We start from the raw sequence: 16,137 nt of genomic DNA on the forward strand, positions 1-16,137 counted from the left end.
GCTTCGCGCCGCCCAATCAAGCTCGGGCCGCTTCGCGCCGCCGCTGCGAGCCGCCAAGCATGGCGCAGCGCGCCCGGCGCCACGATGCCGAGCGCTTCAACGCCCTTCGCGCTCGGACGCATGCCGCATGCGCAGGGCCATCTGCTCGCACCAGTCCTTGCTGTCGACGCCGAACAGTTCGTTCAGCACGCGCTTGAGCGCGCCGGACTCGTACCACGCCTTGAAGCGGCGATGGCAGGTCTGATAGGCAGGAAAACGGCTCGGCATCGCCGACCAGTTTGCGCCGCTGTAGATTACCCAAAGCACACCGTTGAGCACCGCGCGCGTATCGGCGGGCGGCCGGCCGCGCAATTCGCTGCGCGAGCGTGACTCGGTCAACAAAGCGGCGACGCGCTGCCACTGTTCATCGGAGATGTCGTGATACGGCGCCATGGCTGTCTCCGTTCGGGACGAATATGACGCAACGATATCGAGGTCCAATCGTCGAAAATTTGACGATCCTCAACGCAATGAAGGAAAAAATGACCCTCGGGATGGCGACAGCAGCGTCGCCCCGCAAAACGGCGAGGTCTAAAGGCCGCCAAGATGCCGCTTGAAGACAGGGGCATAAACGCGTCGCGCGTCGCCGTATCGGCATGTCGCGACACGGCATGCTCGCGATTTGGGCCCGCCAGCAGTAAGCTCGGGCTGCGCGTCGCGCCACGCGCGCGGTGGGGAAAAGCCAGAAAAGCCGCTTCGCGCGCCTGCGCGCGAGACGAGCGCTGTTATCTATCCGATTGGACCCCGTCGTCGGCGGCAGCGAAGCCACCTGAACGAAACCGCCGAAATCGAGGCCGGTTTTTATGCAGCCTGTTCGAGCGCAGGTACGGGTTCGTGGCGCGGCACGCTGGGCGACGACGGCGCGGCATTATCCGCATCGGCCGCTTTCGTGCGCAAATGCGTGCGCATACGCTGCGCCATTTGCTCGCACAAATCCTCGCTTTCGGTGCCGAACAGTTCGGCCAGCACGCGTTTAAGCGCCCCCGACTCGTGCCATGCCTTGAAACGGCGGTGGCAAGTCTGATAAGCAGGGAAACGGCGTGGCATCGCGGACCAATTCGCGCCGCTGTAAATTACCCACAGCACACCGTTAAGCACCGCGCGCGTATCGGCGAGCGGCCGTCCACGCAACTCCTTGCGCGGACGCAGCTCGGGCAATAGAGCGGCAACGCGTTGCCACTCCTCATCGGTGATGTCGTGATACGGCGTCATGAGTCTCTCCGTTCTGGAAGAACATGACACAACGATATCGAGTCGAGTTGGCGTTGAATATAAGGCGACCGAAGATTTAAGAATAGTTAATACCGAATTAACCGTAATTAACTGTTTCGCATCCTTGTCCGAACGGCCTCACAGGCACTTATGTTAGCCAGATTACATAAACTCAATTTAATCGGGCTCAATCATTTTATTGTAAATGCCGCATCGCACCATAACTAATCGCACCGCACCAATCAAATCAGGTTAGTGAAGTATTAACCAAACGGCGTGGCGTTTCGAGATATTCCTTCGATTGCATCTCGACTATGCGTGAAATCGTCCGGCTGAATTCGTTGGCCATCGGCCCTTCGACATATAACGCCTGTGGAGGCACCGCCGCCGATATCAGCAGCTTGACTTTGTGGTCGTACAGCACGTCGACGAGCCACGTGAAGCGGCGTGCCTCCGATGCCATCCGCGGCGACATCTGCGGCACGTCGGACAACACGATCGCATGAAAACGGCTCGCCAGCTCCAGATAGTCGTTCTGCGAGCGCGGGCCGCCGCAAAGCGTCGCGAAATCGAACCAGACCACGCCATCGGCACGGCGCAGCGCCTTCAGCTCGCGCTTCTCGATATGCAGGATCGGGCTCTCGTCGGGCACGGCCGCGAGCTTCGCGTATGCATGCCGCAGCGCGCGATCCGCCTCGGCACCGAGCGGGGTGTGATACACCTGCACCTGCGCGAGCGTGCGCCGTCGGTAATCGACGCCCGCATCGACGTTCAACACGTCGAGCTTGTCCTTGAGCAGCGCGATCGCGGGCAGCATCCGGTCGCGATGCAACCCGTCCGGATACAGATCGTCGGGCTGGTAATTGGACGTCATCACGAACTGCACGCCATTGATGAACAGCTTGTCGAGCAGACGATACAGAATCATCGCGTCGGCAATGTCCGATACATGAAACTCGTCGAAGCAAATCAGACGATAGCGCTTCGCGATCCGGCGCGCGAGTTCGTCAAGCGGATCGGCCTGCCCTTTCAGTTCCTCAAGCTCGCGATGCACTTCGCGCATGAACTCGTGGAAATGCAGCCGCGTCTTGCGCTGCACCGGCACGACCGCATAGAAGCTGTCCATCAGAAAACTCTTACCGCGCCCGACGCCGCCCCACATGTACACGCCGCGCGGCAGATCGGGGCGAATGATGAGCTTCTTGAATGCATTCGAGCGCCGCGCCTTATATGCGACCCATTCGTCATAGCATTGTTGCAGCCGTTCGACCGCCGCGCGCTGCGCGGCGTCAGACTGGTAACCGCGCGTTCCCAGCTCGTGCTCGTAGTATTCGGTGACGTTCATCATGCAAACCGGCAAGGCAAAAACAAAGGCGAGCGGGAAAACCCGCCCGCCTTCGTCGAAACAAGGTCGCCGCGCAGGCGCGAGCGCCCACGCGCGGCATCGCGCTTAACTGTTCAGCGAGCGCTTGTCGACGGCGAGCGCCGCCTCGCGCATCACTTCGGACAGCGACGGATGCGGATGGCAGATCCGCGCGATGTCTTCGGAAGCCGCCTTGAATTCCATCGCGACCACCGCCTCGGCAATCAGATCCGACGCATTCGCCGAAATCACGTGCACGCCGAGCAACTCGTCCGTCTTCGCATCGGCAATCATCTTCACGAAGCCGTCCGGCTCGTTCATGCCAAGCGCGCGGCCGTTGATCGAGAACGGGAACTTACCCGTCTTGATCTCGCGGCCTTCGGCCTTCAATTGCTGCTCGGTCTTGCCGACCCACGCGATTTCCGGCTGCGTGTAGATCACCCACGGAATGCAGTTGTAGTCGATATGCGGCTTCTGGCCGTCGATCACCTCCGCCACCAGCACGCCCTCGTCTTCCGCCTTGTGCGCGAGCATCGGGCCGCGCACCACGTCGCCGATCGCGTAGACGTTCGGCACCGCGGTACGGCAGTGATCGTCGACGTCGATGAAGCCGCGCTCGTTCGCCTTCAGGCCGATCGCCTCGAGGCCGAGCCCGTCGGTGTTCGGCACGCGGCCGACCGACACGATCAGGCGGTCCGCATCGAGCGTCTGCGCGTTGCCGTCCTTATCGGTGTACGCGATCGACACGCCGTCCGCGCTCGTCTTCACGTCGCCGATTTTCACGCCGAGATGAATGTCGAGGCCCTGCTTCTTGAAGAGCTTCGCCGCTTCCTTCGCAAGCGCCTCGTCGGCCGCACCGAGAAATGCCGGCAGCGCTTCGAGCACCGTCACCTCGGCCCCCAGACGCCGCCACACCGAGCCGAGTTCGAGTCCGATCACGCCCGCGCCGATCACCGCGAGCTTCTTCGGCACGGATTCGAACGACAGCGCGCCCTCGTTGTCCGAGACGATCCGGTTGTCGACCGGGATGCCCGGCAAATGGCGCGCCTTCGAACCCGTCGCGATGATCACATGCTTCGCAGTGACGGCTTCGGTGTCGCCCTCGCCGCTCACCTCGATCGTGACGCCCGCGTCGGTCTTGCCCGTGAACTTACCGTGGCCCTTGAGCCACGTGATCTTGTTCTTCTTGAACAGGAACTCGATCCCGCCCGTCATCTTCTCGACGATCGCATCCTTGCGCGCGAGCATCTTCGCGACATCGATCTTCACGTCGCCGACGGTAATGCCGTGATCGGCAAGGTGATGCGACGTTTTCTCGAACTCTTCCGACGACGCGAGCAGCGCCTTCGACGGAATGCAGCCGACGTTCAGGCAGGTGCCGCCCAACTTCAGCGCGCCCGCCGGGTTCTTCCATTTTTCGATACAGGCAACCGTTTTGCCCAATTGAGCGGCGCGGATCGCGGCGATATAGCCGCCAGGGCCGGCGCCGATCACGACGACGTCAAATTCCTTCGACATGACAATCCTTTGTTCTGGCCGCGGCGCGCCGAACGGCGCTCCCGTTGTTTGGAGCCCGTGGGCGGCCGCGGCGGTTCGATGCGAAAAAGCGCGTTACAGGTCGAGCAGCAGGCGCGCCGGGTCCTCGAGCGCATCCTTCATCGCGACCAGCGACAGCACCGCTTCGCGGCCGTCGATGATCCGGTGGTCATACGACAGCGCGAGGTAGTTGATCGGACGGATCACGATCTGGCCGTTCTCAACGACCGGACGCTCCTTCGTCGCATGCACGCCGAGGATTGCCGACTGCGGCGGGTTGATGATCGGCGTCGACAGCATCGAACCGAACACGCCGCCGTTCGAGATCGAGAACGTGCCGCCCGTCATTTCCTCGATCGACAGCTTGCCGTCCTTCGCCTTCTGGCCGAACTCGGCGATCTTCTTCTCGATCTCCGCGAGGCTCAGTTGATCCGCGTTGCGCAGGATCGGCACGACGAGGCCGCGCGGCGAGCCGACGGCGATGCCGATGTCGAAGTAGCCGTGATAGACGATATCGTTGCCGTCGATCGACGCGTTCACGAGCGGGAACTTCTTCAGCGCGTGCACGGCCGCCTTCACGAAGAACGACATGAAGCCGAGCTTCACGCCGTGTTCCTTCTCGAACTTGTCCTTGTACTTCGCGCGCAGATCCATCACCGGCTGCATGTTGACTTCGTTGAACGTCGTCAGGATCGCGTTGGTCTGCTGCGATTCGAGCAGACGCTCGGCGATCCGCGCGCGCAGGCGCGACATCGGCACGCGTTGCTCCGGACGGTCGTTGAGCCACGTCGTCGCCGACGCCGGCACCTTCACGTCCGGCAGCGCCGGCTTGCGTGCGGCGGCCGGGGCAGCGGGCGCGGCGGCGGCAGGCGCGGCCTTCGCCGGCGCGGCGCCGGCGGCGAGCGCGTCGCCCTTCGTGACGCGGCCGTCGCGGCCCGAGCCCGCGACCTGGGCCGCGTCGAGCCCCTTCTCCGCGAGCAGTTTCGCAGCGGCGGGCGATGCGGCGCCCGAGCTCGACGCGACGGCAGCCGGCTGCGCGGCCGCGGCGGCCGGCGCCGCGGCGGGCTGAACGTCGGCGGCGCCGGCCGCGGCGGCCGCGATGCCGGCCTTCGCTTCGGTATCGATCGTCGCGATCACCTGGTCGGCGACGACCGTGTCACCGTCGTTCTGCAGCACTTGCGACAACACGCCCGCCGCGGGTGCGGGCACCTCGAGCACGACCTTGTCGGTTTCGAGTTCGATCAGGATTTCGTCTTGCGCGACGGCTTCGCCGGGCTTCTTCTTCCACTGCAGCATGGTGGCTTCCGAAACCGACTCCGAAAGCTGGGGAACTTTGACTTCTACGATAGCCATGTGATTTTCCTGGATGCTTAATCTGGGTAACGACGAGACGCTTGCGAACGCTGCCCGGCGGCGCCGCGCTCGAACGCGTTCGTTTGTTCGAGCGCGCGCGCGGCCGGCCGCGCACGCAGGGTGCGCGACGCGCCCTGCGTGCCGCAACGTCTGTTATTTCACGATCGATGCGCTCTTCAAGCGGCCGAATGCACCCTCGACGAGGGCCTTCTGCTGCTCGTAGTGCTTCGCGTAATAACCGACAGCCGGGGAGGCGGAAGCCGGGCGGCCGCTGTACGCGAGCTTCTGCCCTTCCTTCAAGCCTTCCTTCAGGTGGTGTTCGATGTAGAACCACGGGCCCTGATTTTGCGGCTCGTCCTGCACCCAGACCACTTCCGTCACGTTCTCGTACTTCTTCAGTTCGGCTTCGAACTGCTTGTGCGCGAACGGATAAAGCTGCTCGATCCGCACGATCGCGACGTCGTTCGCCTTCGCTTCGCGACGATGCGCGACGAGGTCGTAATACACGCGGCCCGAGCAGACGATCACGCGCTTGACCTTCTTCGCGTCGATACTGTCGTCGACTTCGCCCAGCACCGGCTGGAACGAACCCTTCGCGAGCTCCGACAGATCCGACACCGCCTCCTTATGACGCAACAGCGACTTCGGCGTGAACACGATGAGCGGCTTGCGGAACAGGCGGATCATCTGGCGGCGCAGCAGGTGGAAGATCTGCGCGGGCGTCGTCGGCTGAACGACTTGCATGTTGTGCTCCGCGCAAAGCTGCAGATAACGCTCGATGCGCGCCGACGAGTGCTCCGGCCCCTGGCCTTCATAGCCGTGCGGCAGCAGCATCGTGAGCCCCGACACGCGGCCCCACTTCACTTCGCCCGACGAGATGAACTGGTCGATCACGACCTGCGCGCCGTTCGCGAAATCGCCGAACTGCGCCTCCCACGCGACGAGCGTATTCGGCTCCGCGGTCGAGTAGCCGTATTCGAAGCCGAGCACGGCCTCCTCGGACAGCACCGAGTCGATCACCGTGAACTTCGCCTGGCCTTCGGCGATGTTCTGCAGCGGCACATATGTCCCGTCGTTCCAGCGTTCGCGGTTTTGGTCGTGCAGCACCGCATGACGGTGCGTGAACGTGCCGCGGCCGGAATCCTGGCCGGTCAGACGCACCGCATAGCCCGATGCGACCAGCGACGCATACGCGAGATGCTCGCCCATGCCCCAGTCGAGCGGCTGCTCGCCGCGCGCCATGTTGCGGCGGTCGTTGATCACGCGCTCGACGAGCGGATGAACCTTGAAATTCTCCGGCACCGTCGTAATGCGCTCGCCCAGGCGCTTGAGTTCAGCGAGCGGCACCGCGGTGTCCGCCGCATCCGTCCACTTGCGGTTCAGGAACGGCATCCAGTCGACCGCGTACTTGCTCTTGTAGTTCGACAGCACCGGGTCGACCGTGTGATGGCCATCGTCCATCGCCTTGCGGTACGCCTTCACATAGCCATCCGCTTCTTCCGCGGTGATCACGCCCTGCTGGACCAGCTTCTCTGCGTACAGCGCGCGCGTGCCCGGATGCTGCGCGATCTTCTTGTACATCAGCGGCTGCGTGACGGCCGGCGTGTCCTGCTCGTTGTGGCCGAGCTTGCGGAAGCAGACGATGTCGATCACGACATCCTTGTGGAACTGCATCCGGTAGTCGATCGCGATCTGCGTCGCGAGCACGACGGCCTCCGGATCGTCGCCGTTCACGTGCAGCACCGGCGCCTCGATCATCTTGACGACGTCGGTGCAATACAGCGTCGAGCGCGCGTCGCGCGGGTCCGACGTCGTGAAGCCGATCTGGTTGTTGATGACGATGTGCAGCGTGCCGTGCGTGCCGTAGCCGCGCGTCTGCGCGAGGTTCAGCGTCTCCATCACGACGCCCTGGCCCGCAAATGCCGCGTCGCCGTGAATCTGCACCGGCAGCACCTGCAGGCCGTCCGCGTCGCCGCGACGGTCCATTCGCGCCTTCGCCGAACCCTCGACGACCGGGTTGACGATTTCCAGGTGCGACGGGTTGAACGCGAGCGACAAGTGAACCGGGCCGCCTTCCGTCGCGATGTCCGACGAGAAGCCCTTGTGATACTTCACGTCGCCTGCCGGCAGATCATCGACATGCTTGCCTTCGAATTCGGCGAACAGATCAGCCGGCATCTTGCCGAGCGTGTTCACGAGCACGTTCAGACGGCCGCGGTGCGCCATCCCGATCACGATCTCCTGCACGCCCTTCGAGCCCGCGTGCTGCACCACCTCGTCCATCGACGCGATGAAGCTCTCGCCGCCTTCGAGCGAGAAGCGCTTCTGGCCAACGTATTTCGTGTGCAAATAGCGCTCGAGACCTTCGGCGGCCGTCAGGCGGTTCAGGATGTGCTTCTTCTTGTCGGCCGAGAAATTCGGCGTCGCGCGGATCGATTCGAGGCGTTCCTGCCACCAGCGCTTCTGCTCCGGATCGCTGAGATACATATACTCAGCGCCGATCGTGCCGCAATACGTGTCGCGCAGGCCCTTCACGATATCGCGCAGCGAAGCCTGCTCGAACCCGAAATACAGGTTGCTCGCGCTGAACGTCTGGTCGAGATCGGCTTCGGAGAAATCGTAGAACGCGGGTTCCAGCTCGGGGATCGCGGGACGCTCGCGGCGCTTCAGGGGATCGAGGTTGGCCCATTGCGAGCCGAGGAAGCGATAGGCGCTGATGAGCGTCTGAACGTGGACTTGCTTGCGGGCGGTAGCCAAATTGCTGCCGCTTTCGCGCGGAATGAAGGCATTGGCCTTCGCGCGCTGTGCGAATGATTCGACGATCGGGTTATGGGCCACGTCGCTCGCGTTGGAACCGTCTGTCGCGGGGACGTTTTGCAGTGCGTCGAAATATTCGCGCCAATTGTCGGGGACCGACGCCGGATTATCCAGATAGGCTTCGTACAGTTCTTCAACATACGAAGCGTTGCCGCCGAACAAATACGAGTTCAGCTGGAACTGCTTCATTACATCTGACATTTGACGCTCACCTTTCTTCGAGCTTCTCGAGAAATAGCGGGTTACTCAACCTTCCGCGACACGGCCTGACCGTTTAGCGGATTGCGCGAATCAAGTCTTGCTTGGAAGGACCTAAAACTTGCGTGCGCGCAGCATATCACAAAACCCTTGTGTCAAGCGGGGAGACAAAGAGGCCGAAAGCCCGTCGTGACGGGCTTTCGCGCGGTTTCGCACAAATTGCGTCGGCTGCGCGCAACAGAGTTTTCCGGGGAACGGACGGATCTTGCCGAGCGCGCAAAAAAGCCGCCCGAGGCGACTGCCTGGGGCGGCTTGGCGGCGGCGCGAGCGGCGATGCGGCGGCGCGGCGCGCCGCGTATGCGCGCGAAGCGCGCGCCGTCACGACGGGCGCGGCTTACTCGACCGCGTTTTCGCGGCTCGCGCGGCGGCGCTCGTGCTCCTTCAAGTGGCGCTTGCGCAGACGGATCGACTGCGGCGTCACCTCGACGAGCTCATCGTCGTCGATGAATTCGACCGCGTATTCGAGCGACATCTGAATCGGCGGCACGAGACGCACCGCCTCGTCGGTGCCCGATGCGCGCACGTTCGTCAGTTGCTTGCCCTTGATCGGATTGACGACGAGGTCGTTGTCGCGGCTATGGATGCCGATGATCATGCCTTCGTACAGCGCGTCACCCGGCTTCACGAACATGCGGCCGCGATCCTGCAGCTTCCACAGCGCATACGCCACCGCCGCGCCGTCGTCCTGCGAAATCAGCACGCCGTTGCGGCGCTCGCCGACCGAGCCTTCCTTGACGGGCGCATACGAATCGAAGATGTGGCTCATCAGGCCCGTACCGCGCGTAAGCGTCAGGAATTCGCTCTGAAAACCGATCAGCCCGCGCGCCGGAATCCGGTACTCAAGGCGCGTGCGGCCTCGTCCGTCCGACACCATGTCGAGCATCTCGCCCTTGCGGCGGCCCAATTCCTCCATCACGCCGCCCTGATGCTCGTCCTCGAGATCAACCGTCAGCAGTTCATACGGCTCGTGCTTGACGCCGTCGATCTCCTGCATCACGACGCGCGGACGCGACACCGCAAGCTCATAGCCCTCGCGACGCATGTTCTCGACCAGGATCGTCAGATGCAACTCGCCGCGGCCCGACACTTCGAACACCGTCTCGTCGCCCGTATCTTTCACGCGCAGCGCGACGTTGTGGTTCAATTCCTTCATCAAGCGATCGCGGATCTGACGGCTCGTGACGAACTTGCCTTCGCGGCCCGCGAGCGGCGACGAGTTGACGAGAAAGTTCATCGTCAGCGTCGGCTCGTCGACCGTGATCATCGGCAACGCTTCGGGCGCGTCCACCGCGCAAATCGTCGCACCGATGCCGACGTCCTCGATGCCGTTGATGAGAACGATATCGCCCGCCTCGGCCGATTCCACCTGCACCCGCTCGAGGCCCTTGAACGACAGCACCTGGTTGATCTTGCGGTTCAGCACCTCGCCTTCCGGCCCGAAGCGCATCGCGACCGGCTGGCCCGGCTTGATGCGCCCGCGCGTGATACGGCCGACGCCGATACGGCCAACGTAAGTCGAATAGTCGAGCGACGTGATCTGCAGTTGCAGCGGCGCATCCGGGTCGGCCGGACGCACCGGCACGTGCTTGAGGATCGCCTCGAACAGCGGGCGCATGTCGCCTTCGCGCGCGGCCGCATCGAGCGACGCGTAGCCGTTCAGGCCCGATGCATAAACAATCGGGAAATCGAGCTGCTCCTCGGTCGCGCCGAGCTTGTCGAACAGGTCGAACGTCTGGTTGATCACCCAGTCGATCCGCGCGCCCGGGCGATCGATCTTATTGATGACGACGATCGGCTTCAGGCCGAGCGCCAGCGCCTTTTTCGTGACGAAGCGCGTCTGCGGCATCGGCCCTTCCACCGCATCGACGAGCAGCAGCACCGAATCGACCATCGACAGCACGCGCTCGACCTCGCCGCCGAAATCCGCGTGCCCCGGCGTGTCGACGATATTGATGTGCGTGCCCTCATATTCGACCGCGCAGTTCTTCGCGAGAATCGTGATTCCGCGCTCTTTTTCGATGTCGTTCGAATCCATCACCCGTTCGGCGATCTGCTGATTCTCGCGGAAGGTGCCGGACTGGCGAAGCAGTTGATCGACGAGCGTCGTCTTGCCGTGGTCGACGTGAGCGATGATGGCGATGTTGCGAAGGGCGCGGGTCATAGAAACCTGGATACGAAGGAAACGCGCAAACGCGCGCGCATCGGGCGATGCGCGCGCGTTTGCATCTTTGGAAAGCCTCAAATTATAGCACGCCGGTATGTCGCCCACTTCACCGGCGCTGCACCGCGGCACGGCGGCGGTGCGCCACCCGATGAACCCACTTGCAGCAGGGCTATTTTTGCACGTCAGCGCATGAATTCGGCTTCGATTAATATTTGCCGCAGCAATTATCCGAGCCTATAATGCTGCCTAGTCAATTATTGTAGTCTCAGGGAACTTATGGCGGACCCTTCTCCTTCGTTCGACCGCGAGCTGTTCGAGTATCAGATGAACGATAGCGTCGGTTACCTGATGTCCCGCGTGAAATCGCTGATGAGCAGCCTGATCACGCAGCGCACGCAAACCGAGCTTGGCATCACCGGCACCCAGGCGAGCATGCTGTTCAGGCTTGCCATTGGTCATTGCTCGACGGCTGCCGAACTCGCGCGCGAATTCGGCATCGATGCGAGCGCGGTCACGCGCCTGCTCGATCGCGTCGAAAAACGCGGCCTGCTGCGGCGCGTGCGCTGCAGCAACGACCGGCGGGTCGTGCGGCTCGAGCTGACCGACGAAGGACAAGCGCTCGCAAGCCGCATGCCGGCCATCTTCCGCAGCGTGCTCGATCAAGTGCTCGAAGGTTTCACGCCTGAGGAAGTCGGCTTTCTGAAGAGCATGTTGCGTCGCATTCTGTCGAATTTCGGCGAGTGCCCGGCCGCTACCAGTACCACTATGCAACCATTGTCATAACAGGCATTTTCGACAAATAAATGTAAGGAAATCCTTGCAGTGTCCATGACCTCTTCAGAATCCGATTCCGAGTCAGGAAAATCCGCGATGAAAACCCTTCCGTTGTCCGCCAGCCGCAGCGCCACTGCCGTCGCGGCTGCCGTGCTCGTATTGTCGGGATGCGCGAACTATTTCGGCATCAAGAGCGATAAGACGATCGCGCCGGCAACCCAATTCGAAAGCGCGCAAAGCCTGCCCGCGCAGGGCGGCCGCTGGCCGACGCTCGACTGGGCGAACCAGTTCGGGGATCCGCAGTTGCCGAAGCTGATCGACGAAGCCCTCGAAGGCAATCCGACGATCGCGCAGGCGCAGGCGCGCATCGCGCAGGCATCGTCGTATATCGAATCGTCGCGCTCGGCGCTGCTGCCGCGCGCGGACCTCAAGTATTCGTGGACCCGCGAGCTGTACTCCGGCAACGGCCTCTTTCCGCCGCCCTACGGAGGCCAGTGGTACAGCGAGAACAACGTGCTCGCGAGCGCGTCCTGGGAGCTTGATCTGTGGGGCAAGAACCGCGCGCGCCTCAATGCAGCCGTGTCGCAGGAAAAGGCCGCGCAAGCCGACATGCAGCAGGCGCGCGTCACCCTCGCGACCTCGGTCGCGCGCACCTACAACCAGCTCGCGCAACTCTACGCGCAGCGCGACATCGCCGCGCGCGAGATCGGCAACCGCCAGTCGGTCGGCAAGATCACTGACGATCGCGTCGGCGCCGGTCTCGATACCAATGTCGAGCGCCAAACCGCGCGCGGCAATGTCGCGACGAGCCAGGCAACGCTGTCCGATCTCGACGGCCAGATCACCGCCACGCGCTATCAGCTCGCCGCGCTGCTCGGCAAGGGCCCCGATCGCGGGCTGCAGATCGCGGTGCCCGTGCTGAGTCCGGGCGACGTGGCCGCGCTGCCGGACAACCTGCCCGCCGATCTCGTGTCACGCCGGCCGGATATCGTCGCCGCGCGCTGGCAGGTCGAAGCGGCGCTGCACGACGTCAAGGAGGCGAAGGCCGAGTTCTACCCGGACATCAACCTCGCCGCGGGCTTCGGTTTCGATGCGTTCGGCTGGGGCAAATTCCTGAATTTCGCGAGCCGCCAGGCGCAAATCGGCCCGGCGATCCATCTGCCGCTGTTCGACGCGGGCGCGTTGCGCGCGCAGTTGAAAGGGCGCTACGCGGACTTCGACCTGAGCGTTGCCAATTACAACCAAGCGATCGTCAACGCGCTGTCCGAAGTCGCGACCCACGTTTCGTCGATCCGCGCGATCGACGCGCAAATGAGCGACGCGCAGCGCGCGCTCGATGCGTCGACGCGCGCATACGAACTCGCGGTGATCCGCTACAAGGCGGGCCTGTCGCCGCAGTTGCAGGTGCTGAACGCGGACAGCAGCCGTCTCGCCGCCGAGCAGACGGTGACGAACCTGAAGATGCGCCACCGCGATCTGCAGATCGGCCTCGTGAAGGCGCTTGGCGGCGGCTTCGACGCGGCCGGCACGCGGCTCGCCGCGCCCGCGCCCGTGTCGCCGTCTGCCACACCCGCGTCGGCCGCGAAACCGGGCGACGCGCAACAGGCATCGAACTAAAGTCCAGCCGACTCCAGATCGACGACTCTCGAAAACCACTCGCTTTAAATCAAGGACGGAGAACTCGCCATGAGCGACCCACAACAAAACGCGGCAGCGAGCGCACAGCCGCAGAACAACGGCAAGCGCAAGCGAATGATGACGCTGCTCATTGCCGTGATCGTGATCGCCGCGATTGCCTATGGGCTCTACTATTTCCTCGTCGCCCGCTTCCACGAAACGACCGACGACGCATACGTGAACGGCAACGTGGTACAGATCACCCCGCAGGTGACGGGCACCGTGATCGCGGTGAAGGCGGACGACACGCAGACGGTCAATGCCGGCACCCCGCTCGTCGTGCTCGATCCAGCCGATTCGCAGGTCGCGCTGCAGCAGGCCGAGGCGAATCTCGCGCAGACCGTGCGTCAGGTGCGCGGCCTGTTCGTCAACGACGATCAGTATCGCGCGCAAGTCGCGCTGCGCCAGTCCGATCTGTCGAAGGCGCAGGACGACCTGCGCCGCCGGCTCGCGATCGCGCAGACGGGCGCCGTGTCACAAGAGGAAATTTCGCATGCGCGCGATGCGGTGAAAGCCGCTCAAGCGTCGCTCGACGCCGCGCAGCAGCAGCTCGCGTCGAACCGCGCGCTGACCGCGAACACGACGATCGCCAATCACCCGAACGTGCTCGCCGCCGCCGCGAAGGTCCGCGACGCGTATTTGAACAACGCGCGCAACACGCTGCCCGCGCCCGTCACAGGCTATGTCGCGAAGCGCTCGGTGCAGGTCGGCCAGCGCGTTTCGCCAGGCACGCCGCTGATGTCGGTGGTGCCGCTCAATGCGGTGTGGGTGGACGCGAACTTCAAGGAAGTGCAGTTGAAGCATATGCGCATCGGCCAGCCGGTCGAACTGACGGCCGACATCTACGGCTCGTCGGTCAAGTACCAAGGCAAGGTGATCGGCTTCTCGGCGGGCACGGGCGCGGCGTTCTCGCTGCTGCCCGCGCAGAACGCGACGGGCAACTGGATCAAGGTCGTGCAACGCCTGCCGGTGCGCATCGAGCTCGATCCCAAGCAGTTGAAGGACCATCCGCTGCGCATCGGCCTGTCGATGCAAGTCGACGTCGACATCAAGGACGAAAGCGGCGGCCAGCTCGGCAACGTGCAGAACACCGTCTACGAGACCGACGTATTCGCGAAGTATGGCGACGAGGCGGATGCCGAGATCGCACGCATCATCGCCGCGAACGCTGGCGGCGCGGCGGCAAACGCCGCCGCGGCCGCGCCGGTCGCGGCGGCGAAAACCGCCGGCAACCGTATGCCGAACCTGATGTAAGCGCATGATCCGCACATTGATCCGATAACCCAGCATGGCACAGCCACAAGCTCCGTATCCCCCGCTCAAAGGCGGGCAACTCGTGCTCGGCACGATCGCGGTGTCGCTCGCCGTGTTCATGAACGTGCTCGACACGTCGATCGCGAACGTCGCGATCCCGACGATCTCGGGCGATCTCGGCGTATCGTCCGACCAAGGCACGTGGGTCATCACGTCGTTCGCGGTCGCGAACGCGATTTCGGTGCCGCTCACCGGCTGGCTCACCGAGCGCATCGGCCAAGTGCGGCTCTTTCTCGCGTCGATCATCCTGTTCGTGATCTCGTCGTGGATGTGCGGGCTCGCGCCGACGCTGCCGTTCCTGCTCGCGTCGCGCGTGCTGCAAGGCGCGGTCGCCGGGCCGATGATTCCGCTGTCGCAATCGCTGCTGCTGTCGAGCTACCCGCGCGCGAAAGCGCCAATGGCGCTCGCGCTGTGGTCGATGACGACGCTCGTCGCGCCGGTGGCCGGGCCGATTCTCGGCGGCTGGATCTCCGACAACTACACGTGGCCGTGGATTTTCTACGTGAACATCCCGGTCGGCATCGCGGCTGCGGGCGTGACGTGGATGATCTACAGCAAGCGGGAGTCGCCGGTGCGCCACGCGCCGATCGACGGCGTCGGGCTCGCGTTGCTCGTTCTCTGGGTCGGCTCGCTGCAAATCATGCTCGACAAAGGCAAGGATCTCGACTGGTTTGCATCGACGACGATCATCGTGCTCGCGCTGACCGCCGTGATCGCGTTCGCGTTCTTCGTGATCTGGGAGTTGACGACCGAGCACCCGGTCGTCGACCTGTCGCTGTTCCGGATACGCAATTTCACGGGCGGCACGATTTCGCTATCGGTCGGCTATGGGCTCTACTTTGGCAATCTGGTGTTGCTGCCGCTGTGGCTGCAAACGCAGATCGGCTACACCGCGACCGACGCCGGCCTCGTGATGGCGCCGGTCGGCTTTTTCGCGATCCTGCTGTCGCCGCTGACGGGCAAGATCCTGCCGCGCACCGATCCGCGCTACATCGCGACGGCGGCGTTCCTGTTCTTCGCGCTCTGCTTCTGGATGCGCTCGCGCTATACGACGGGCGTCGACGAATGGTCACTGATGGTGCCAACCTTCATTCAGGGTATCGCGATGGCGGGCTTCTTCATTCCGCTCGTATCGATCACGCTGTCGGGCCTGCCCGGCCACCGGATTCCGGCCGCATCGGGGCTGTCGAACTTCGTGCGGATCATGTGCGGCGGCATCGGCACGTCGATCTTTCAAACCGCGTGGGATCACCGGAACAATTTCCACCACGCGCAGCTCGTCGAGCAGGCCAATCCGTACAACCCGGCATTCAACCAGGCGGTCGATCAGATGGGGCGGCTCGGCCTCACGCCGTCGCAGGCGCACGGGCTCATCAACAATCTCGCGACGCAGCAGGCCGCGCAGTTGGGCGTCAACGATCTGTTCTACATCTCGGCCGCGATCTTCGTGCTGCTGATCGGACTCATCTGGATCACGAAGCCCGAGCGGGCAGGCGGCGGCGATTCGAGCGCCGCGGCGTCGGCGGCGCACTGAAAAACGGGGCGCGCGCCGCACATTGCATGTGAAAACGCCCGGCCTTCGAGCCGGGCGTTTCGTTTCGCGCACGCATCGCGAATTCAATCGCTGGAC

Annotated in this window: 11 protein-coding genes; 4 read left to right on the forward strand and 7 right to left on the reverse strand. The window is 63.6% G+C overall.

Annotated elements, in window-relative coordinates; genetic code table 11:
• Positions 1-96 precede the first annotated feature (96 nt).
• The 7 genes from WS68_RS24850 to typA form a co-directional block, all read right to left on the reverse strand.
• On the reverse strand, positions 97-432 hold the full coding sequence (locus tag WS68_RS24850; RefSeq protein ID WP_156429668.1) for a transposase: 336 nt from the start codon (positions 430-432) through the stop codon (positions 97-99).
• Between the two features lie 408 nt (positions 433-840).
• On the reverse strand, positions 841-1,251 hold the full coding sequence (locus WS68_RS24855) for a transposase (protein WP_059573374.1): 411 nt from the start codon (positions 1,249-1,251) through the stop codon (positions 841-843).
• A gap of 247 nt (positions 1,252-1,498) precedes the next feature.
• Positions 1,499-2,596 carry a cell division protein ZapE gene (zapE, locus tag WS68_RS24860; protein WP_059573433.1) on the reverse strand — a complete coding sequence of 366 codons (1,098 nt, stop codon included), beginning with the start codon at positions 2,594-2,596 and terminating at the stop codon, positions 1,499-1,501.
• A gap of 105 nt (positions 2,597-2,701) precedes the next feature.
• The gene (gene lpdA / locus WS68_RS24865) at positions 2,702-4,132 is read right to left on the reverse strand and encodes a dihydrolipoyl dehydrogenase (protein WP_059573375.1); all 1,431 of its coding nucleotides are present in this window, start codon (positions 4,130-4,132) and stop codon (positions 2,702-2,704) included.
• A gap of 93 nt (positions 4,133-4,225) precedes the next feature.
• Positions 4,226-5,503: a 2-oxoglutarate dehydrogenase complex dihydrolipoyllysine-residue succinyltransferase gene (gene odhB / locus WS68_RS24870; RefSeq protein WP_059573376.1), complete on the reverse strand. Its 1,278-nt coding sequence runs from the start codon at positions 5,501-5,503 to the stop codon at positions 4,226-4,228.
• Between the two features lie 153 nt (positions 5,504-5,656).
• Positions 5,657-8,521, reverse strand: a complete 2,865-nt coding sequence (locus WS68_RS24875; RefSeq protein WP_059518504.1) for a 2-oxoglutarate dehydrogenase E1 component — start codon at positions 8,519-8,521, stop codon at positions 5,657-5,659.
• Positions 8,522-8,912: 391 nt separating this feature from the next.
• Positions 8,913-10,739: a translational GTPase TypA gene (typA, locus tag WS68_RS24880; protein ID WP_059573377.1), complete on the reverse strand. Its 1,827-nt coding sequence runs from the start codon at positions 10,737-10,739 to the stop codon at positions 8,913-8,915.
• Between the two features lie 279 nt (positions 10,740-11,018).
• Here typA and WS68_RS24885 point away from each other — a divergent pair, with 279 nt between their 5' ends.
• From WS68_RS24885 to WS68_RS24900, 4 genes are all read left to right on the forward strand, one after another.
• Positions 11,019-11,525 (forward strand): MarR family winged helix-turn-helix transcriptional regulator, encoded by a 507-nt coding sequence (locus tag WS68_RS24885; RefSeq protein WP_059573378.1) that lies wholly within the window; start codon positions 11,019-11,021, stop codon positions 11,523-11,525.
• Positions 11,526-11,612: 87 nt separating this feature from the next.
• Positions 11,613-13,133 carry an efflux transporter outer membrane subunit gene (locus WS68_RS24890; protein ID WP_059573379.1) on the forward strand — a complete coding sequence of 507 codons (1,521 nt, stop codon included), beginning with the start codon at positions 11,613-11,615 and terminating at the stop codon, positions 13,131-13,133.
• A 69-nt stretch (positions 13,134-13,202) separates the two neighbouring features.
• Complete coding sequence (locus WS68_RS24895; RefSeq protein WP_059573380.1) at positions 13,203-14,447, forward strand: HlyD family secretion protein; 1,245 nt, start codon at positions 13,203-13,205, stop codon at positions 14,445-14,447.
• 34 nt (positions 14,448-14,481) lie between these two features.
• Positions 14,482-16,041: a DHA2 family efflux MFS transporter permease subunit gene (locus WS68_RS24900; protein WP_059573381.1), complete on the forward strand. Its 1,560-nt coding sequence runs from the start codon at positions 14,482-14,484 to the stop codon at positions 16,039-16,041.
• Positions 16,042-16,137 lie beyond the last annotated feature (96 nt).

Origin of the sequence: Burkholderia sp. TSV86, from assembly GCF_001522865.1 — a bacterium.
GTDB lineage: Bacteria > Pseudomonadota > Gammaproteobacteria > Burkholderiales > Burkholderiaceae > Burkholderia.